At 72.5% G+C, this 18,636-nt stretch carries 18 protein-coding genes and 1 riboswitch; of the genes, 9 read left to right on the top strand and 9 right to left on the bottom strand.

From position 1 onward, the window contains the following. Nucleotides 1-20 precede the first annotated feature (20 nt). From pknB to thiO, 4 genes are all read right to left on the bottom strand, one after another. Nucleotides 21-1,961, bottom strand: a complete 1,941-nt coding sequence (gene pknB, locus ACFYNL_RS06890) for a Stk1 family PASTA domain-containing Ser/Thr kinase (RefSeq protein WP_388797838.1) — start codon at nt 1,959-1,961, stop codon at nt 21-23. Nucleotides 1,962-2,079: 118 nt separating this feature from the next. Next, entirely contained in the window at nt 2,080-2,874 is a 795-nt protein-coding gene (locus ACFYNL_RS06885; protein ID WP_388797835.1) for a thiazole synthase, read from the bottom strand. A gap of 2 nt (nt 2,875-2,876) precedes the next feature. Continuing rightward, nucleotides 2,877-3,098, bottom strand: a complete 222-nt coding sequence (gene thiS, locus ACFYNL_RS06880) for a sulfur carrier protein ThiS (RefSeq protein ID WP_388797832.1) — start codon at nt 3,096-3,098, stop codon at nt 2,877-2,879. After that, nucleotides 3,095-4,261: a glycine oxidase ThiO gene (gene thiO / locus ACFYNL_RS06875; protein WP_388797829.1), complete on the bottom strand. Its 1,167-nt coding sequence runs from the start codon at nt 4,259-4,261 to the stop codon at nt 3,095-3,097. The genes thiS and thiO overlap by 4 nt, the downstream gene beginning before the upstream one ends. Beyond that, nucleotides 4,259-4,370: riboswitch (TPP riboswitch) on the bottom strand. It overlaps the preceding gene by 3 nt. Nucleotides 4,371-4,422: 52 nt before the next feature. Between thiO and ACFYNL_RS06870 the strand changes: the two genes are divergently transcribed. The 6 genes from ACFYNL_RS06870 (at nt 4,423) to ACFYNL_RS06845 (ending at nt 9,920) form a co-directional block, all read left to right on the top strand. Further along, nucleotides 4,423-4,773, top strand: coding sequence for a hypothetical protein (locus ACFYNL_RS06870; protein ID WP_388797826.1), 351 nt, complete (start codon nt 4,423-4,425; stop codon nt 4,771-4,773). A gap of 32 nt (nt 4,774-4,805) precedes the next feature. Next, on the top strand, nt 4,806-6,047 hold the full coding sequence (locus ACFYNL_RS06865; protein WP_388797823.1) for an NAD(P)/FAD-dependent oxidoreductase: 1,242 nt from the start codon (nt 4,806-4,808) through the stop codon (nt 6,045-6,047). Nucleotides 6,048-6,125: 78 nt separating this feature from the next. Next, nucleotides 6,126-6,491 (top strand): Rv2175c family DNA-binding protein, encoded by a 366-nt coding sequence (locus tag ACFYNL_RS06860; protein ID WP_053671919.1) that lies wholly within the window; start codon nt 6,126-6,128, stop codon nt 6,489-6,491. Nucleotides 6,492-7,055: 564 nt separating this feature from the next. Beyond that, complete coding sequence (gene thiE, locus ACFYNL_RS06855; RefSeq protein ID WP_388797820.1) at nt 7,056-7,718, top strand: thiamine phosphate synthase; 663 nt, start codon at nt 7,056-7,058, stop codon at nt 7,716-7,718. Between the two features lie 254 nt (nt 7,719-7,972). Next, on the top strand, nt 7,973-8,896 hold the full coding sequence (gene metF / locus ACFYNL_RS06850; protein WP_388797817.1) for a methylenetetrahydrofolate reductase [NAD(P)H]: 924 nt from the start codon (nt 7,973-7,975) through the stop codon (nt 8,894-8,896). 52 nt (nt 8,897-8,948) lie between these two features. After that, complete coding sequence (locus ACFYNL_RS06845) at nt 8,949-9,920, top strand: hypothetical protein (RefSeq protein ID WP_388797814.1); 972 nt, start codon at nt 8,949-8,951, stop codon at nt 9,918-9,920. A gap of 30 nt (nt 9,921-9,950) precedes the next feature. On the opposite strand, the gene ACFYNL_RS06840 is transcribed toward ACFYNL_RS06845, so the two are convergent. From ACFYNL_RS06840 to ACFYNL_RS06820, 5 genes are all read right to left on the bottom strand, one after another. Continuing rightward, entirely contained in the window at nt 9,951-11,465 is a 1,515-nt protein-coding gene (locus tag ACFYNL_RS06840) for a phytoene desaturase family protein (RefSeq protein WP_388797811.1), read from the bottom strand. 55 nt (nt 11,466-11,520) lie between these two features. Beyond that, nucleotides 11,521-12,135, bottom strand: a complete 615-nt coding sequence (locus ACFYNL_RS06835) for a DUF4126 domain-containing protein (protein ID WP_388797808.1) — start codon at nt 12,133-12,135, stop codon at nt 11,521-11,523. A gap of 402 nt (nt 12,136-12,537) precedes the next feature. After that, nucleotides 12,538-13,167 carry a TetR/AcrR family transcriptional regulator gene (locus tag ACFYNL_RS06830; RefSeq protein ID WP_388797805.1) on the bottom strand — a complete coding sequence of 210 codons (630 nt, stop codon included), beginning with the start codon at nt 13,165-13,167 and terminating at the stop codon, nt 12,538-12,540. A gap of 23 nt (nt 13,168-13,190) precedes the next feature. Then, entirely contained in the window at nt 13,191-15,275 is a 2,085-nt protein-coding gene (locus ACFYNL_RS06825; protein WP_388797802.1) for a YhgE/Pip family protein, read from the bottom strand. Next, nucleotides 15,247-16,089, bottom strand: coding sequence for an ATP-binding cassette domain-containing protein (locus tag ACFYNL_RS06820; protein ID WP_388797799.1), 843 nt, complete (start codon nt 16,087-16,089; stop codon nt 15,247-15,249). Before ACFYNL_RS06820 ends, ACFYNL_RS06825 begins: the two co-directional genes overlap by 29 nt. Nucleotides 16,090-16,252: 163 nt before the next feature. Here ACFYNL_RS06820 and ACFYNL_RS06815 point away from each other — a divergent pair, with 163 nt between their 5' ends. From ACFYNL_RS06815 to ACFYNL_RS06805, 3 genes are all read left to right on the top strand, one after another. Next, nucleotides 16,253-16,825: an SAV_6107 family HEPN domain-containing protein gene (locus ACFYNL_RS06815; protein ID WP_388797796.1), complete on the top strand. Its 573-nt coding sequence runs from the start codon at nt 16,253-16,255 to the stop codon at nt 16,823-16,825. A gap of 230 nt (nt 16,826-17,055) precedes the next feature. Further along, nucleotides 17,056-17,826, top strand: coding sequence for a methyltransferase (locus tag ACFYNL_RS06810; protein ID WP_388797793.1), 771 nt, complete (start codon nt 17,056-17,058; stop codon nt 17,824-17,826). 291 nt (nt 17,827-18,117) lie between these two features. Then, the gene (locus ACFYNL_RS06805) at nt 18,118-18,513 is read left to right on the top strand and encodes a DUF3040 domain-containing protein (protein ID WP_388797790.1); all 396 of its coding nucleotides are present in this window, start codon (nt 18,118-18,120) and stop codon (nt 18,511-18,513) included. Nucleotides 18,514-18,636 lie beyond the last annotated feature (123 nt).

Here is an 18,636-nt window from a genome sequence, read left to right as displayed (position 1 = left end):
GGTGGCCGTGACGGCCCTGCTCAGCGGATGGTGATCGTGATGGTCGAGCCCTTGGGGGCCCTCTGGCCGCCCTCCACGGACTGCCGCTTGACGGTGTCCCCGAACAACCCCAGCAGACCGCGGTCCTCGTCGACCGCGAAACCGGCGGCCTCCAGCTCGGCCTTGGCGTCGTCGACGCTGTCGCCGACCACGTCCGGCACCTCGATCATCTCCGGGCCCTTGGACAGCGTCAGCGTCACCGTGTCGCCCTCGGCGACCTGCCTGCCCTCCGGCGGCGACTGGCGGGCGACCTGGCCGGCGTCGAACTCGGAGTTGACCCGCGCGGAGGCCACCTTCACCTTCAGGCCGGCCCCCGCCAGGTCGGCCTTGGCGTCGGCCAGGCTCTCGCCGGTGACGTCCGGGACGTCCACGGGGCTGCCCTTGCTGACGCTCAGCGCGACCGCGGAGCCGGAGCGGACCTTGGCGCCGTCACCCGGATCGGAGGAGATCACGAAGCCCCTGGGGACGTCCTCGTCGAACGTCTCGGTCTTCATGCCCGGTTCGAGACCGCTGTCCTTCAGCACCGCGCGCGCCTTGTCCAGCTTGTAACCCTGGAGGTCCGGCACCTTCACGGTCTCCGGGCCCAGCGAGACGATCAGCTTCACGGCGTCGTTGTGCCGGATGCGGGCGCCCGACTTCGGTTCCGTGGTGATGACGGTGCCGCGCCGGAAGGTGTTGCTGTGGGCGCGCTCCACCTTGCCCACGTCGAGCCCGGCCTCCTGCAGCCTCTCCCGCGCCTGCGCCTCGGTCTTGGACAGCAGCGGCGGCACCTCGGTGAACTGCCCGGAGTTGATGTACCAGATGCCGATGCCGAGGCCGAGTGCCAGCAGGACGGCGGCCACGACGACCAGCGGGCCGCGCGGCCGGCGCGAGGTCCGCGAGCGGTGGGGTACCGGCGGCGGGGGCGTCTCCAGTCGACTGGTCCTGTTGAAGACGGCCCGGGGGTCCGGCTCGTCCTCGTTCACGGGCAGCGGCCGCTGGATCGACAGTGCGCGCGGGATCACGCTCGTGCGGTCGTCGGCGTTGCTGCGCTCGGCCGTGAGCGCCTGCGGGGGTACGGCGTCCAGCTGCTCCGCGGTCAGCGCGGCGCGTGCCTCCCGGGCCTGTGCGAGCAGTGCCACGGCGTCGTACGGGCGGATGTCCAGGTTGCGCGCGGTGGCCGAGGCGACCAGCTCGTCGAGCTCGTACGCCAGCCCCGGCACCACGGCCGAGGGCGGCGGGACGTCCTCGTGGAGGTGCTTGTAGAGCACCACGGCGGGGGAGTCCCCGTCGTGCGGCTTGTCGCCGGTGAGCATCTCGTACAGGACGACACCGCACGCGTACACGTCGACCCGGGCGTCGGCCGCTCCGGGCTGCTCGATCTGCTCGGGCGCGAGATAGGAGACGGTGCCGAGCACGGCACCGGTGGTGCTGGTGACCGTGTCCACGGACCGTACGAGTCCGAAGTCGGCGACCTTGACCCGGCCGTCATCCCCTATCAGGACGTTCTCCGGCTTCATGTCCCGGTGCACGAACCCGGCGCGGTGCGCGGCGCCGAGCGCGGCCAGCACCGGCTCCAGGATGTCGAGGGCCGCCCGGGGCTGGAGCGCCCCGCGCTCGCGCAGCACGTCGCGCAGGGTGCAGCCCGCGACGTACTCCATGGCGAGATAGACGTAGGACCCGTCGGTGCCCTGGTCGAAGACCTGGACGACGTTGGGGTGCGCGAGCCGGGCGACGGACTTCGCCTCGCGGATGAACCGGTCGACGAACACCCCGTCGACGGCCAGCGCGGGATGCATCACCTTGAGCGCGAGCACGCGGTCCAGGCGGGTGTCCACGGCCCGGTAGACCGTGGCCATCCCGCCGACCGCGATCCGCGCGTCCACGCGATACCGGCCGTCGAGCACCTGCCCGACCAGAGGGTCCTGAAGGGTCGTATCCACGCGGGTGAGTCTACGAGCCGACACCGACACACCTCCCGCCCCGACCGTGATCGGGGCGGGACTGCAGCCGACCTGTGACGCACACCTCACGAGTGAAAGGCTTACGTCGAACGTGCGTTCAGAACGCGGGTCGCTCCGGGTCCAGCCGTGCCATGCCCTCCACCGGCGACGACGCCTCCGCGAAGTGGCGGCGCGGAATTCGCCCGGCCCGGCGGGCCAGACGCCCCGCCTCCACCGCATGCCTCATCGCGTCGGCCATCAGCACCGGCTCCTGGGCCCGTGTCACCGCCGAGGCGAGCATCACGCCCGCGCAACCCAGTTCCATCGCGAGCGCCGCGTCCGACGCCGTACCGGCGCCCGCGTCCAGAATCACGGGCACGCGCGCGTGCTCCACGATCAGCTGGAAGTTGTGCGGATTGCGGATGCCGAGTCCGGAGCCGATCGGCGACCCCAGCGGCATGATCGCCGCACAGCCGACGTCCTCCAGCTTCCGGGCCAGCACGGGGTCGTCATTGGTGTACGGCAGCACGGTGAACCCGTCGTCCACCAGCGTCTCCGCCGCGTCCAGCAGCTCGATCGGATCCGGCAGCAGGGTCCGCTCGTCGGCGATGACCTCCAGCTTGACCAGATCCGTACCGAGCGCCTCGCGCGCGAGGCGGGCCGTCAGCACGGCCTCACCCGCCGTGAAGCACCCCGCCGTGTTCGGCAGCACCCGGATGCCGAGCCTGTCCAGGACGGACAGAACGGAGCCGTGCACCGACGGGTCCACCCGCCGCATCGCGACCGTGGTCAGCTCCGTCCCGGACGCCACCAGCGCCCGCTCCAGCACCTCCAGGCTGGGCGCCCCTCCCGTGCCCATGATCAGGCGGGAGGTGAAGGACGAGTCGCCGATGACAAAGGGATCGTCGGCCATGGTCAGCCTCCTTGGACGGCGGTGAGGACCTCGACACGGTCCCCGTCGGCGAGGGGGGTCGACGGCCACTGGGCGCGCGGGACGACGGTTTCGTTGAGGGCGGCGGCCACCCCGGAGGGCGCCGCGGTGAGGGACTTCACGAGCGTGTCGAGAGCCGTGCCCGACTCGATCTGACGACGCTCGCCGTTGACCGAGATGGTGACCGGCCTGACCGGGGTGTTCATGCGGGCTGCTCCGTGAGTGCGGCGGGACTGAAGCGCCTGGGCGTGAACGCCCTGGCCTCCTCGGGGAGTTCACCGGTGGCCAGGACGTGCGCCATGGCGTCGCCGGTGACCGGTGTGAGCAGCACGCCGTTGCGGTAGTGGCCGGTGGCCAGCAGCAGCCCCGTCAGCTCGGTCGGGCCGAGCAGCGGCGCGTTGTCGGGGGAGCCGGGGCGCAGACCGGCCCGTGTCTCGGTGAGCGGCAGCTCCGTGATGCCCGGCACCAACTCGTGGGCGTCGCGCAGCAACTCGTACACCCCGCCCGCGGTCACCGTCGTGTCCCAGCCCAGTTCCTCGCTCGTCGCCCCGACGACCAGCTCCCCGCTCTCGCGCGGCACGAGGTACACCTGGCTGCCGCGTACCACGGCCCGAACGGTCCGGCTCAGGAACGGCGCGTACCGCTTCGGCACGGTCAGCCGCAGCACCTGGCCCTTCACGGGGCGCACCGGCGGCAGCACGTCGTCCGGGACCCCGGGCAGCAGCCCGCTGCGACTGCCGGCGGCGAGGACCACCTGGCCGGCGCGCAGCTGGGTGCCGTCCGCCGTGGTCACGCCGGCGGCCCGGTCCCGTACGACGTCGAAGCGCTCGGCCCAGGCCCGGTGGAAGACCACACCGGCCCGCTCGCACGCGGCCACCAGCGCCCCGGCCAGCCGCCGCGGATCGATCTGGTGGTCGCCGTCCACCCGCAGCCCGCCGCGCACCCCCGGCGCGAGCATCGGCTCAAGGCGCCGGCACTCACGCCCCGACAACCACTCGGATTCCAGCCCCGAGCGGCGCTGCAGGGCGTGCAGTTCCCGCAGGTGGGCCCGGTCGTCGGAGTCCAGCGCGACGGCGAGCGTGCCGCAGCGCCGGTAGCCGAGGTCATGGCCGGTGAGCTCGGTGAGCTCGGCGGCGAAGTCCGGGTACCGGCGGGCCGAGGCCAGGTTCAGACCCAGCAGCGTCTGCTCGCCGTAGTGCAGTTCCGTGACGGCGGCCAGCATCCCGGCCGCCACCTGGGCGGCGCCGCCGCCCGGCTCGGGATCCACGACGGCCGTCGTGAACCCGCGTCCCGCGGCCCGCCACGCCGTGACGAGCCCGATGATTCCGCCCCCGATGACAAGGACGTCTGACGTTCGCGTACGCGACATGGGCGTCCAGCCCCTCCCTTCGCCGGCATGACCCGGATCAGGTTCGTACGGTCGGAGGCCGCCAGCCTCCCTCTCAGCCCGGTGCGTCCGGGCTCCCGCGAGTGCTCTACGTTGGCCACCCTAGCCCGACGCCGCAGACCTCAGTAAGGGAGCCCGTGCCCGTGGCCCGCTCGCTCGACGGACTCGTCCTCGCCCCCGTGGCCGACCAAGCCCCAGGTCAGGTGGGTACCCGCACCCGGTTCACCTACCACGAGAAGGACGGTGAGATCTGGGCGGAGTACGCGGGCGGCGACGTCGTGCGCGGGTATCTGGTCGGCACCAGGGCAGGTGACCGGCTGGACTTCCGGTACGTGCAGCTCAAGCGCGACGGGACGACGTCGTCGGGCCACTGTGTGTCGACGGTGACCGACCTGCCCGACGGGCGGGTGCGCCTGGCGGAGAGCTGGGAGTGGGAGTCGCAGGCGGGTCGGGGCACGAGTGTTGTGGAGCAGGTCACTGAGCACGCCCCCTGACTGACGAATTGTCAGTTGTCTATGGTGATCAGGTGAGCGAGCAGACGCAGCAACAGGGCACGTCACAGGCGCGACGCGTGGTCGTCGCGGGCGCGGGCATGGCCGGGGTGCAGACCGCGGTCGCCCTGCGCGAACAGGGCTTCACCGGCACGGTCACGCTGATCGGCGCCGAACCCCACCAGCCGTACGACCGGCCTCCGCTGTCCAAGGCCGTCCTGCTCGGCAACGCCGAAGGCTCCGCCTTCGACGTCGACTTCGACGCCCTCGACATCGAACTGCGGCTGGGGCGCGAGGTGCTGGGCGTGCGCTCCGCCGACCACGAGCTGGACACCGAGGCCGGGGCCGTCCCGTACGACGTCCTCGTGCTCGCCACCGGCGCCGAACCCATCCGGCTGCCGGGTGCGGAAGGCGTTCCGGGGGTGCATCTGCTGCGCACCCTGGACGACGCCGAGCGGCTGCGGCCGGTGCTCGCACGGCAGCACGACATCGTCGTCGTCGGGGCGGGCTGGATCGGTGCGGAGTTCGCCACGGCCGCGCGCGAGGCGGGCTGCGCGGTGACCGTCGTGGAGGCCGCCGACCGACCGCTCGCGGGTGCGCTGCCCGCGGCGGTGGCGGCGCCGATGACCTCCTGGTACGCGGACAGCGGGGCCGTACTGCGGACGCACGCGCGTGTGGAGCGCGTCGAGCCCGGCGCGGTCGTCCTCGACGACGGCTCGCGGATCCCGGCTGGCGCCGTGGTGGTCGGCATCGGGGCGCGGCCCGCCACCGCATGGCTGGCCGGTTCGGGCATCGAGCTCGGCGCGCACGACGAGGTCGTCGCCGACTCCCACCTGCGCACCTCGGTGCCGGACGTGTACGCCGTCGGTGACTGCGCCTCGTTCCCTTCGGGCAGGTACGGCGAGCGCCTCCTGGTCCACCACTGGGACAACGCCCTGCAGGGCCCGCGCACGGTCGCCGCCAACATCCTCGGCGAGGCCACGGGTGAGCCGCCCGCCGTCTACGACCCCGTGCCGTACTTCTGGTCCGAGCAGTTCGGCCGCTTCGTCCAGTACGCCGGCCACCACCCCGCCGCCGACACGACGCTGTGGCGCGGCGAACCGTCGGGCCCGGCCTGGTCGGTCTGCTGGCTGCGGGACGACCGCCTGGTCGCCCTGCTGGCCGTGGGCCGACCGAGGGATCTCGCCCAGGGCCGGCGGCTGATCGAGGCGGGCACCCGGATGAACCCGCAGCTGCTGGTGGACGCGACACGGCCGATGAAGGCGGCGGTGGCATAGCGCGTCGGGGCCGACGGCTCCGCCCAGGTGGACCGGCCTGGCTTCCGACTGTCAGTGGCAGATGGCAGGCTTGTTCCCGTGACCGAGATTGACGCAAAGATCGATGCTCTCGTGCCCGCCTGGCTCACCCTCCCCGACATCGCCGAACAACTCGGCGTCGAGGTGACACGCGTCCGGCAGCTGGTCAAGGAGGGCCAGCTCATCGCCGTACGCCGTGGCGAGAACCGCGCGCTGCACGTCCCCGCCGCCTTCATCGACGGGGACAAGGTCGTCAAGGGCCTGTCCGGGACCCTGACCCTCCTGCGGGACGACGGCTTCACGGACGAAGAGATGCTGGAGTGGCTCTTCACTCCCGACCCGAGCCTGCCCGGCACGCCCGCGCAGGCACTGAGCGAGAACCGCGGCACCGAGGTGAAGCGCCGCGCCCAGGCGCTCGCCGTCTGAACCGAACACCGTCCGCAGTGCGGCCGGGCCCTGCGGTGCGCGACGCCGTCGCCGCCGCAGCGCCCGGCTGACGACCCAGGCCGTTGCGGCCCGCGTGAGACTTTGCGGCCGCGCGAGCCTCTGCCGCGCCGTCGAGCGGGCGGCGCCGTCGTCCCAGCGGCGGCCCGGGCGGCCGCACGGCGCCGCGGCCCGGCACGCTCAGCCGGGAGCCGGGAGCCGGGAGCCGGGAGCCGGGAGCCGGGAGCCGGGAGCCGGGAGCCGGGAGCCGGGAGCCGGGGCCGGGAGCCCGGAGCCGGGGCCGGGAGCCCGGAGCCGGGACCCCTGTGGCGCTCCTTCACCGCGCTGCGCCACCATCCAGTGCCGGCCCACGGCCTCACGGCCTCACGGCCCCGCGGCCGGCGCGCTCCGGTAGCCGGGAGCCGCCCGACCACCACCCGGCACGGCCCGCCGCCCCGCGCTCCCGCCACCGGCCCAAAGACGTCCCGCCCCGCTCCGGCTACCGTGCCACCGTCCGGCAGCAGCCCGACGCCACCCGCCCGGCCACCCGATCACAGGGGGAACCGCATGTCCGACACCGTCACCGGAGCCACCGCCCGGACCCAGCTCGCCGACGCCCGGCTCTATCTGTGCACCGATGCCCGCAGGCGCCAGGGCGACCTCGCCGAGTTCCTGGACGCCGTGCTGGCCTCCGGGGTGGACATCGTCCAGTTGCGCGACAAGGGCATGGAGGCGGTCGAGGAACTCGACCACCTGCGGGTCTTCGCCGAGGCGTGTGCCCGGCACGGCAAGCTCCTCGCGGTCAACGACCGTGCCGACGTCGCCCACGCCGCCGGCGCCGACGTCCTGCACCTGGGCCAGGGCGACCTTCCGGTGCCCGCCGCCCGCGCGATCCTCGGCGACGACGTCCTCGTCGGCCGCTCCACGCACTCCGAGTCCGAGGCGACCGCGGCCGCCGCTCAGGAGGGCGTGGACTACTTCTGCACCGGCCCCTGCTGGCCCACTCCCACCAAGCCCGGCCGCCACGCCCCCGGCCTCGACCTCGTCCGCCACACCGCCGCCCTCGGCACCGACCGCCCCTGGTTCGCCATCGGCGGCATCGACCTCGGCAATCTCGACGAGGTGCTGGAGGCGGGAGCCGGCCGCGTCGTCGTCGTGCGGGCGATCACGGAGGCCGACGACCCGGCCGCCGCGTCGGCGGAGTTCGCGAAGCGGCTGCGCCAGCCGTAGGGCGCCCCGCCGTCCTACGCGGCCCGGTGTCTTCCGGTGTCTTACGGGCGGCTCGATCGCGTCTCACATGCCGCCCGGTCGCGTCTCAGTCCGTGGTCAAGGAGGCTGCGGAGCCGGTCGCGGGGCCCGGTCCGGCCCTTCGGGTGGGCTGTTTTCGGCCACCAACTGTCCAAGGTATGGACAACAACCCGACAAATCGGGCAATTGTCCGGCGTCCTGTTGGGAGACCGGGGGCCCCTGGTTAACCTGCGAGTATGGCCCTCGGCACCGCATCCATCAGGTCGGACCACGCTCGCACCGTGCGCGACATGCTCGCGACCGGCAAGACGACGTACTCGTTCGAGTTCTACGCCCCCAAGACCCCGAAGGGCGAGCGGAACCTGTGGAACGCGCTGCGCCGGGTCGAGGCCGTCGGGCCGGACTTCGTCTCCGTGACCTACGGCGCGGGCGGTTCCACCCGCGCGGGCACGGTCAAGGCGACCGAGGCGATCGCCTCCGACACCACCCTCACGCCGATCGCGCACCTCACCGCGGTGGACCACTCGGTGGCGGACCTGCGCAACATCATCGGCCAGTACGCCGACGCCGGCATCCGCAACATGCTCGCCCTGCGCGGTGACCCGCCGGGCGACCCGCTGGGTGAGTGGGTGCCGCACCCGCAGGGCCTCACCTACGCCGCCGAGCTGGTCGAACTGATCAAGGCCTCCGGTGATTTCTGCGTGGGTGTCGCGGCCTTCCCCGCGATGCACCCGCGCTCCTGCGACTGGGAGGCCGACGTACGGCACTTCGTCGACAAGTGCCGGGCCGGTGCCGACTACGCGATCACGCAGATGTTCTTCGAACCGGAGGACTATCTGCGGCTGCGCGACCGTGTCTCGGCCGCCGGCTGCGCCACCCCGATCATCCCGGAGATCATGCCGATCGCCAGCGTGCGGACGCTGGAGCGGATCCCGTCCCTCACCAACGCCTCGTGCCCGAACGCCCTGAAAGAGCGGATCCTCACAGCAAAGGACGATCCGGCGGCTGTACGCTCGATCGGGATCGAGTTCGCCACCGAGTTCTGTGCGCGGCTACTGGCCGAGGGAGTGCCAGGGCTGCACTTCATCACGCTCAACAACTCCACGGCGACTCTGGAAATCTACGAGAACCTGGGCCTGCACCACCCACCGCAGGCCTAGACCGGCCGTCCTGATATACGTCACACTGGCGGCCACTGGGAGAGGGGCGTACATGGGCTGGACGGTCCTCTACATCGCGTTCGGCGTCGTCGCGCTGTGGCTGCTGGGCGAAGTGCTGCTGCAGTACAAGGCGCGGCTGCGCTGGCGGCTGCTCGCCTTCGCAGGCTTCCTCGGCGTCGTGGTGGGCGTGCTCATCCCCTCGGTGATCGTCATCGGTCTGGGCGCGGCCGCCTTCGCGGTCGGCCAGACCTACGTCACGCTCTCCTTCCGCCGCGGCTTCTCCGCCGGCTGGGCGGTCTCCGCACCCGCTCTGGGCCCGCTGGGCGGCGCCAAGCGCCGCGGCGGCGGGTCCGGCCGCCAGGAGCCGACCCTGGAGGTCTCGGACCTCCAGGCGGGCGAGGGGGGCTTCGGCGAAGACGACGGCAGGTACGCCGACGACGAGTACGGCCAGGACGGCCTCGGTTACGGCCACGACGACTACGACCGCGACGACGTCTTCACGCCCGCCCGCCCGGGCCGGACGCCGGCCGCGGAGACGACCGCCGTCTACGAGCCGCAGCCCCTGCCGGAGGACACCGGCTCCTACGGCATATACGGCGACCCCGCCTACGCCTCCGCCGACCAGAACCACGCGACCGCCGACCGGCCCCACGACCAGTACGCGACGGCCGACCAGAGCTACGCGTACGACGGCTACTCGGGCTACGACCAGCAGCAGTACGGCTACGACACGGGGGGCCAGCAGCAGTACGCCGCCTACTCCGACCCGTACATCGGCAGCCAGACCTACGGCGGCACCTCGTACGACGCCTACGGTCAGCAGCAGTACGGCCAGCAGGGCTACGGCCAGGACCAGTACGCCACCGGTTCCTACGGGGAGACGGGCGGCGTCTGGGTCCCGCAGCAGCGCACCGACGAGACCTACGGCGGCGAACTGCCGCCCGAGCAGCAGCAGTACCCGTACCAGAGCAACGGGCAGCAGCAGGGCTCGGGGAACGGCTACGACGAGCAGTACCGTTTCTGACGCCGGCCCGCGGTCACACTGAGGCGGGCGTCACTGCGAGCCCCGGAACTCCGGCCCCTCCACGATCAGCCCGGCCACCAGCGCTCCCGACATACCGGCGTGCGGAAGACCGCCGCCCGGGTGGGACCAGCCTCCGACGGTGAACAGACCTGACACCGCCGTGCTGTTCGACGGATGCAGCAGACGCCCGTCGGCCGCGGCCAGCGCCGGCGCCGGAACCGCACCCCCGTCCACGCCGGTCGCCTCCGCGAAGTCGGCCGGGGTGCGCACCTCGTGCCAGAGGAGCCGGTCGCGCAGATCCGGCACGGCACGCTCGGCGGCCGTGATCAGGTGCTCGGCGTGGCGCTCGAAGACCTCCGACTCCGCCCGGCCCCGGTCGGGCTGTGCCGGCACCGTCGCGGTGAGGGTGACCGTCTCATGACCGGCGTCCGGAACCAGTGCCGGGTCGCCGGGCCGCACCACCGTCACCGTGGGAGGCGCGGCCATACGGGGAGCGGTGCCGAACAGGGCGTCCAGTTCGGCGTCGCGGTCCGCCGCGTGCACCACCGTGCGATGCGCCGCCCCCTCCGGTCGGCCGCCCCGCAGCGCCAGCAGCACCGTCAGACGGCTCGCCGCGCCGCTCTGGGGCGCGACCTCGTCCGCGCCGTGCAGCGCCGTGCCCCGGGCGAGGCGGTCGAGCACCCCGGGGGCGACCCCGGCGACCACGAACTCGGCCTCCGCCACCGTCCCGTCGGCCAGTTCCAGCCCCACGACCCGGCCGTCCTTCTCCAGGATCCCGGTGACCTCGGCGCCGAAGTGGAACTCGACCCTCCTGGCGACACACCGCTCGTGCACCGCCCGCGCCAACTCCCGTATGCCACCTCGCACATACCAGGTTCCGAAGGCGTGCTCCAGGTACGGCAGCACGGCCGCGCTCGCCGGTGTGGTCCGCGGATCCAGGCCGTACGCGAGCGCGTGACTCTCCAGGAGGGCGACGAGCCTGGGGTCGCGCAGCTCCCAGGCGCCGACCTCGGCGAGGGTGGCGGCCCGGCGGGTACGCAGAAGCCGCTTGTGGGGGACCGACGGGTAGGGCTCGCGGTCGGCCAGCACCCGCCAGTTCGGCCACAGGGGTTCCTCCAGGAGCGGCCTGCGCGTGCGGTCCCAGGCCTCGCGGGCGCGGACCAGGAAGTCGCCCCAGCGGTCGCCGGTCCCGGCGCCCAGCGTCTCCTCCAGGGCGGCCACCACACCCGCACGTGAGGCGTTCGGCAGGGACACCTCGGTGCCGTCCGCGAAGACATGGCGCGCGGACGGGTCGACCTGGGTCAGCTCGACGCACGCCTCCAGCGGCTCCTTGCCGGTCTTGACGAACAGGTCGCGGTAGACGGCCGGGAGGGGGAGCAGCGCCGGGCCGGTGTCGAAGGCGAAGCCGTCGCGCTCGAAGCGGCGCACCGCTCCGCCGTACGTCTCCGTACGCTCGTACACCGCCACTCGGTGGCCCGCGACGGCCAGCCGGGCAGCGGCCGCCATCGCGCCCATCCCGGCGCCGATCACCGCAATCCGTGCCATGCGTGGGACTTTATCGGCCCCCACTGACAACCGGCTCGCTGACCTCGGGCGAAGCTCAGCCGGACCGCTGCCCCACCGGCTGCCCGAGCCGCTTCGCCTCCCGGCGCTCGGCCCTGCGGCGCAGGAAGCGGCGGATGCGCGAGACCAGGAAGACGAGGAGCAGGATTCCGGCGAGCAGGAGGACGGCCACGACGACCGCCGCGGCGACGGGGTGGAAGATCGCGAGGGTGATCAGGGCGGCGACCCCGAGATCCTCGGCGATGCTCACCACGATGTTGCTGAACGGCTCCGGCGAGGTGTTGACCGCCATCCGCGTCCCCGCCTTGATCAGATGGCTCACCAGGGCCGTCGAACCGCCCACCACACCCGCGGTCAGCTCGGGCAGCGACCCGCTCTGCCCGGCGAGCAGGGCCGCGACCACCCCGCCGGTCACCGGCCTGATCACGGTGTGCACCGCGTCCCACGTGGAGTCCACGTAGGGGATCTTGTCGGCGACGGCTTCACAGAGGAACAGCACACCGGCCGCGATCAGTACGTCGGGCCGCTGCAGCGCCTCGGGCACCTCGTCGCTCAGGCCCGTCGCGCCGAACACGCCGAGGAGCAGGACCACGGCGTAGGCGTTGACTCCGCTGGCCCAGCCGCTGGTGAAGATCAAGGGAAGTATGGACACGGACGTGATCGTAACCAGTCGGCGACGCAGGGTCCTGGGGCCGAGTGCGCAGTGCTGAGTACGCGTACCTAGTCACCGAGATGAGTACGCGCGCGGATGGGGCCCGACCTGCTCGAACGAGAGAGTGGAGGCAACGGAGAAGGGGATCGGCTCCGGCACCGGCGACACGGGGCGCCGGAACGGAGCGGCCCCGGATCCGCTCCTTCCGCCGGCCCGGCGCCGGCGGGAGCGAGACGGGGGACCCGGGGGAACGACCGAACGGGGGCCCGGCGGGGGAGCACGGGGGAGCGGGAGAACGGGGGAACGGGGGAACGGGGGAGCACGGGAAGGCGCCGGTTCGGTGGTGGCCCGCGGGGGACGCGGCCAGTTCGAACCGGCGCTCTTCCATGTCCGTCGGCCGCTTCAGCGGCGGCCGCTCACCCGTCCCTGCAACAGCCGGGACAGCGCCGCGTGCACATCGTCCAGGGACCGCTCCGGCTGGAAGGACTTCCAGTCCAGCGCGGCCACCAGGACCATGCCGACCAGTGCGGAGGCGCTCAGGGTGACGTCGATCTCCTCACTGAACTCGCCGTTCTGGACGCCCTCGCGCAGCACGCCCTCGACGACCGCGACGGCCTGCTGCCGGACCACCATCAGCGTGGACTGCCAGGCCCGGTTGGTGCGCCACAGCTCGGCGACGTACAGCTGGGTGAAGGACGGGTAGCGGTCGATGAAGACCAGCCCCGCGCGGATCATCGCGTCGAGGGCGTCCACCTTGCTGCCGCCGTCCCGCGCGGTCTGCTCGGCCGCTTCCCGCAGGGAGGCGGTGAGCAGTCCGACTCCGTGCCGCAGCAGTTCCTCGAAGAGGACCGACTTGCTCGCGAAGTTGTAGTAGACCGTGCCCTTCGCCACCCCCGCCCGCTCGGCGATCTCGTCCACCGTGGTGGCGGAGAAGCCCTGTTCCGCGATGAGGGTGACGGCCGCCTCGTAGAGCTTCTGCCGGGTGGCCTCACGGCGCGTGCTGCCGCCCGACGCGGCGTTGCTGCTTTCCATGGCCCTGATTGTCCCGCGCGCGCTCACAGGCTCAGCTCCGGGTGGAGCCGGTCGAGCGTCCACACCTGACGGCGGCGGGCCGACAGCGCGGTCAGTGCCACGGCGCCCGCGGTGAAGGCGGCGAGCACCACGCACGCGTGCCACACCGGTCCCAGACCGCCCCCCGTGATGAGCCGCCTGAGCGCCTCGACGACGTAGCTCATCGGCAGGAAGGGGTGCAGCGCGTTGAAGAAGCCCGGGCTGGTCTGCACGGGATACGTGCCGCCCGCGGACGTCAGCTGCAGCATCAGCAGGGCCAGGACGAGGATTCTGCCCGCTGCCCCGAAGCGCGCGTTCAGCCACTGCACGATCGCCGAGAAGCACGCCGTCACCAGGAACAGGAAGCCCACCGTTCCGGCCGCCCGAGCCATCTGCAGCCCGACCGCCCAGTGCAGCACCGACATCAGGGCCACCGTCTGGAGCACCCCGATCGCCACCACGGGCAGCCAGCCGGCCATCGCGATCCGCCACGCCGAGGCCCCCGCGGCCAGTGCCCGCCGGTTCATGGGCGGGATCAGCATGTACGCCACCATCGCGCCGACCCACAGGGACAGCGGGATGAAGTACGGGGCGAAACCGGTGCCGTAGTTGGGAGCCTTGTGCATGTCCCGGGAGACGAGCTGGACCGGGTCGGCCATGACCTCGGTGCGCTGGTCGCGGGCCTTCTTGTCGTAGTCCGGGATCTGCTCCGCGCCGTCGTGCAGCCCGTCCGAGAGCTTCCCGGAGCCGTCGACGAGCTTGTAGATGCCGCCGTTCAGATCGTGCGCACCGGTCTTCAGCTCACCCACGCCGCTGTCCAGGTCGGCCGCGCCGGTCCTGGCCGAGCCGATCCCCGCGTGCAGCTTCTTCGCGCCCGCGGCGACCTTCGCGGCCCCCTGGTTCAGCTTGTTGATCCTGGCGACGGCGTCGTCGAGGTCCTCGGAGAGGCGGGGAGCGCGCTCGGCGAGCTCCCGGGCCTGCTTCTGGAGGGTGGCGAGGTTCTTGTCGAGCTTCTTCAGGTCGCCGTCGTGGTCGGTGATCAGCGTGTTCAGGTCGTCGGCGATCGTCGCCACGTCCGCGGCCGACTGCTTCGCCTTCTTCAGATCGGAGCAGGCCGGGTCGTCCAGCACGGCGTCCTCGCAGCGTGCCCGGTAGACGGAGTCCAGCGCGTCGGAGGCCGTGCGGGCGCCCTTGGCGGCGCCGGGGGCGCGCTCCACGAGGTCGTCGAGGTTGTTGCGGACCGCTGTGGAGGTGTCGGCGACCAGCCGGGCGGTGTCCCCGATGGTCCGCTCGTTGTCCGCGAGGAACGGTCCGATCCTCCTGTCGACGCCGTTGACCCGGTCGGCCAGCGTCCGGGTGCCCTCGGCGACGCGGCGGGAGCCGTCCTCCAGGTCGGCCGCGCCCTTGTCGAGCTTCTTCAGACCGGTCGACAGCTTGCCGCTGCCCTCCTTGGCGTCCGTCAGCCCGTCCGCGAGGTCCTTGGAGCCCTTCTCCGCCTTTCCGATGCCGCCCTCCAGCTTGTCGGCGCCGTTCGCGGCCTTCACCGTCGCGCCGTGGATGTCGGAGAACGAGACGAAGATCCGGTCCAGGAACGAGCGTGACGCCTTCGTGGACGCGGCCTCGCGGACCTCGCTGAAGACCGTGCGCGAGATCTGCCCGACGATGTAGTTGTTCGCGTCGTTCGTACGGACCTGCAGGGCGCCCGTCTCCGGAGACTCGCCCGCGCTGGAGGCGATCCGCTTGCTGAAGTCGCCCGGCATGGTCAGCGACAGGTAGTAGGTGCCGTCCTCGACGCCCCTGCGGGCCTCGGCGGCGCTCACCTCACGCCAGTCGAAGACGTCGCTCTCGTGCAACCCCTCGGTGATGTCGTCGCCGGCCGTGAGCTTCTTCCCCCCGACCGTCGCGCCCTTGTCGTCGTTGACGAGCGCGACCGGGATGCGGTCGAGACGGCCGTACGGGTCCCAGAACGACCACAGGTACAGGGCGCCGTACAGCAGGGGCAGCACCAGCAGCGCGACGAGGGCGGCACGCGGCAGCTTTCCCCTGCCGAAGCGCCTGAGCTCAAGCGCGGCGAGCCTCGGCGATCGCATCGGAGGCCTCCTTTCCGTCGGTTTCCTGGGACTTCGGGGCCTCGGCGGTGGCGGAGGCCTGATCGGTCCGCTCCTCGGAGGCCTGGTCGGTCCGCTCCTCGGAGGACTGCCTTCCGGTCGCCCGTGTCGAGACCTCGACCGTGCCGTCGGGGGCCTCGCTGCACACGGCCACGACCGTGGTCCCGGCCTCGGTGAGCGACTTCAGCAGCGCCCACACCTCGGCCCGGTCGGCGTCCGAGAGCTTGAGGTCGGTGTCGTCGACACCGAGCAGACGGGGACGCCCGATCAGGGCGAGCGCGACGGACAGCCGCAGCGCCTCCAGCCGCTCCAGATCCCGTACGGCCGTACGGGAACCCTTGGGCAACGATTCCAGGTCCAGCCCGGCGGACCTCAGCGCGGCGTCGACGCGCAGCTTCTCCTCGGCCCGCCACTCGGTGCGCGGACGCAGCAGCCCGCGTACCGAGTCGCCGAAGCGCCGCTGCAGCAGCGCGCGTTCGTGCAGGTGCTCGGCGACGGTCAGGGCCGGTTCCAGATCGGTCACACCGGGTACGTGGGCCAGGGCGCTGACGCGCCGCGCCGCGGCCATGCGCTTGGGCACCACGGCCTCGCCCACGGTGGCGGTGCCCTCGGTGGGCTTCATCCGCCCGGTCAGCGCGAGCAACAGGCTCGTGCGGCCGGTGCCGGACGGTCCCTCGACGGTGATCAGCGAGCCCGGCTCCGCCTCGAAGGAGACCCCGCGGAACGCCCATCCGCGGGGTCCTTCCAGACCGAGGCCGCGGGCCGTGACGCCGACTGCGGTCACGGTTCCCCCCATCCCTGCCTCCTTTTGAACTGACTGGTCAGTGCAAAAACTAGCCCGAACTCGCGAGCGATGCAAAAGCGCAGGTCGGAACGGATTGTCAGTGCCATACCTCACGATGGGCGCATACGGCACCTCGTATCGGGCGTGCCGTCACCAAGACGACAGGAGGTTCGTCATGGCCAACTCCCACGCAGCAGCCGCCCGTCGGCGCCGCGCCACCGGCCCTGCCCCCTCACTGACCGGCCCGGCGAGCGACGTGCACCCCGTGCTCCGCCGGGCCACGGCCCCGCCCGCCGCCCTCGACCTGCTCGCCCAGGCTCGCGCCGGACTGGACGAGGCCACCGCCCTGGAGACCTCGAACGAGCGCTACGCGACGGCCCACCTCGCCGCCCTGCGCACTGCCGCCGCCGTACTCGCCGCCCGGGGGCGTCCCGAGCCCACCCCCAAGCGCCGGGCCCGTATCCGGAGCGCCTGGGAAGTGCTCCCCGAGATCGCGCCCGAACTCACCGAATGGAGCGCCCTGTTCGCCTCGGGCGCCCGGCGCCGCGCCCGCGCGGAGGCCGGCATCCAGGGCGCGGCCACCCGTCGGGACGCCGACGACCTCATACGCGACGTGGCGATGTTCCTGCGTCTCGTCGAACGGATGCTGGTGCTCCAGCCGGTCCTGCCCCAGCCGCGACCGGACACGGATGCGAAGGAGGCCGACGGTCCGCGCTCCCCGCGCGCGAAGATGCCGTACGCCGGGTGACGGGTGGCGTCGGCGGCCCCGTCGCCGCAGGGGCGGGCGGCGCTCGCGCGCGCTCGTCGCCGGCGGGACGGGAGCGACGCCGTCGCGCGGCACCGGGAGGGCCGGGCGGACCGCCGTAGGCAATAGGGTGGAGGGCGCCTGAAGCCTTCCCGTCCCGTGACCCGGGCCGGGCAGGCAGCCCGTTCGCTCCGCCGCGCTCGCGGCGGTGCCGTGCCGAGGAGTCATCTGCCGTGTCGGACCCGATGCGACCCCGCGCCTCTCTCCGTACCGCCGTGGTCTGGGAGGTCCTCCAGGACGCCCTGGACCGCCGGGTCAAAGCCACGGGCCGTCAGGCGCTGGACGTCCTCGACACCGGTGGCGGCAGCGGCAACTTCGCGGTGCCCGCCGCCCGGCTCGGCCACCGCGTCACGGTCGTCGACCCCAGCCCGAACGCGCTCTTCGCGCTGGAGCGGCGCGCCGCCGAAGCCGGTGTCGCCGACCGGGTCCGGGGCGTCCAGGGCGATGCCCACGGTCTCTTCGACGTGGTCGAGCGCGCCGGGTACGACGTCGTGCTGTGCCACGGCGTGCTGGAGTACGTCGACGACCCCGCCGAAGGCGTCCGCAACGCGGTGGCCGCCCTGCGCACGGAGGGCGTCCTCAGCCTGCTCGCTGCCGGACTGGGCGGTGCCGTGCTGGCCCGCGCCCTCGCCGGTCACTTCAAGGAGGCCAAGCAGGCCCTGGAGGACCCGGACGGCCGCTGGGGCCAGGGTGACCCGGTGCCCCGGCGTTTCACCGCCGAGCAGCTCACCGGGCTGGTGGAGGGTGCCGGACTGCGCGTCGGTGCCGTGCACGGGGTGCGGGTCTTCGCCGACCTGGTCCCCGGCGTACTGGTGGACACCGAGCCCGGCGCCCTGGAGGCGCTGCTGAAGCTGGAGGAGGCGGCGGCCGAGCTGCCGGCCTTCCACTCCGTGGCCACCCAGCTCCACGTGCTCGGTGAGACACCGGAGACCAGCGAGGCCTGAGCACCCTGCTGTGAACGGTCCACGGGCCGCCCCGTTGATCAGGGACTTGGCTGCACATGGAGTACGCCACAGGCCCCCCGATCGGACGCTCAGCGCCGTATGATCGAGGGAGACCGTTCCGGCATGACGGGTCGGCCGCTGGGGAATGCAGATCTCAGCGAGCCGGGGCGTCCATGCCGGAGCCCGGTTGGCCAATTGGCGTAGAGGGGCGGGTTTCACGGGGGCGATTCCCTGCCTATCCTGAAGGGACCCCCCGGGTCGCCCCGGCGACTGCACGATGAGGAGGACTCCGTGCCGCTCTCGGAGCACGAGCAGCGCATGCTCGAGCAGATGGAGCGAGCGCTGTACGCCGAAGATCCCAAGTTCGCGTCGGCGCTTGAGGGAAGCGGGCTGCGTACGTACACCCGGCGGCGGGTCTACCAGGCGGTCGCCGGCTTCCTCGTGGGTATCGCGCTCCTCATGGCTGGAATGGTCGCCAAGCAGGTCTGGCTCAGCGTGGTGGGCTTCCTTGTGATGCTGGGCTGTGCGGTACTCGCCGTGACCGGCTGGCGCAAGGCCCCCAAGCCGGGTGAGCAGCCCAGCGATGGTGGCCCGCATGCCCGCCGTCAGCCACGACAGAAGCGCTCGATGATGAACCGCATCGAAGAGCGCTGGCAGCGCCGCCGCGACGAACAGGGCGGCCATTAGCTCGACGAGAAGCTCCTAGCTGAACGCAGGGGGTGCCCACCGGATGGTGGGCACCCCCTGACGTATGCCCGGAACCCGCCAGGTGGGCGGCAGCGGACGTGGCCCGGGAGCGAGTGGGGGCGC

This window comes from Streptomyces sp. NPDC007808, assembly GCF_042868655.1.
Lineage (GTDB): Bacteria > Actinomycetota > Actinomycetes > Streptomycetales > Streptomycetaceae > Streptomyces.
Note: the sequence above shows the minus strand (reverse complement) of the source record. Positions and strands in the feature narration are given on the sequence as shown.

Excerpts from the sequence above, each read along its gene's own strand:
- metF (WP_388797817.1), top strand. The coding sequence starts at position 7,973 with ATGGCCCTCGGCACCGCATCCATCAGGTCGGACCACGCTCGCACCGTG.
- thiO (WP_388797829.1), bottom strand. The coding sequence starts at position 4,261 with ATGTCGCGTACGCGAACGTCAGACGTCCTTGTCATCGGGGGCGGAATC.
- ACFYNL_RS06815 (WP_388797796.1), top strand. The coding sequence starts at position 16,253 with ATGGCCAACTCCCACGCAGCAGCCGCCCGTCGGCGCCGCGCCACCGGC.
- ACFYNL_RS06825 (WP_388797802.1), bottom strand. The coding sequence starts at position 15,275 with ATGCGATCGCCGAGGCTCGCCGCGCTTGAGCTCAGGCGCTTCGGCAGG.
- ACFYNL_RS06845 (WP_388797814.1), top strand. The coding sequence starts at position 8,949 with ATGGGCTGGACGGTCCTCTACATCGCGTTCGGCGTCGTCGCGCTGTGG.
- thiS (WP_388797832.1), bottom strand. The coding sequence starts at position 3,098 with ATGAACACCCCGGTCAGGCCGGTCACCATCTCGGTCAACGGCGAGCGT.
- ACFYNL_RS06885 (WP_388797835.1), bottom strand. The coding sequence starts at position 2,874 with ATGGCCGACGATCCCTTTGTCATCGGCGACTCGTCCTTCACCTCCCGC.
- ACFYNL_RS06820 (WP_388797799.1), bottom strand. The coding sequence starts at position 16,089 with ATGGGGGGAACCGTGACCGCAGTCGGCGTCACGGCCCGCGGCCTCGGT.
- ACFYNL_RS06830 (WP_388797805.1), bottom strand. The coding sequence starts at position 13,167 with ATGGAAAGCAGCAACGCCGCGTCGGGCGGCAGCACGCGCCGTGAGGCC.
- thiE (WP_388797820.1), top strand. The coding sequence starts at position 7,056 with ATGTCCGACACCGTCACCGGAGCCACCGCCCGGACCCAGCTCGCCGAC.
- ACFYNL_RS06840 (WP_388797811.1), bottom strand. The coding sequence starts at position 11,465 with ATGGCACGGATTGCGGTGATCGGCGCCGGGATGGGCGCGATGGCGGCC.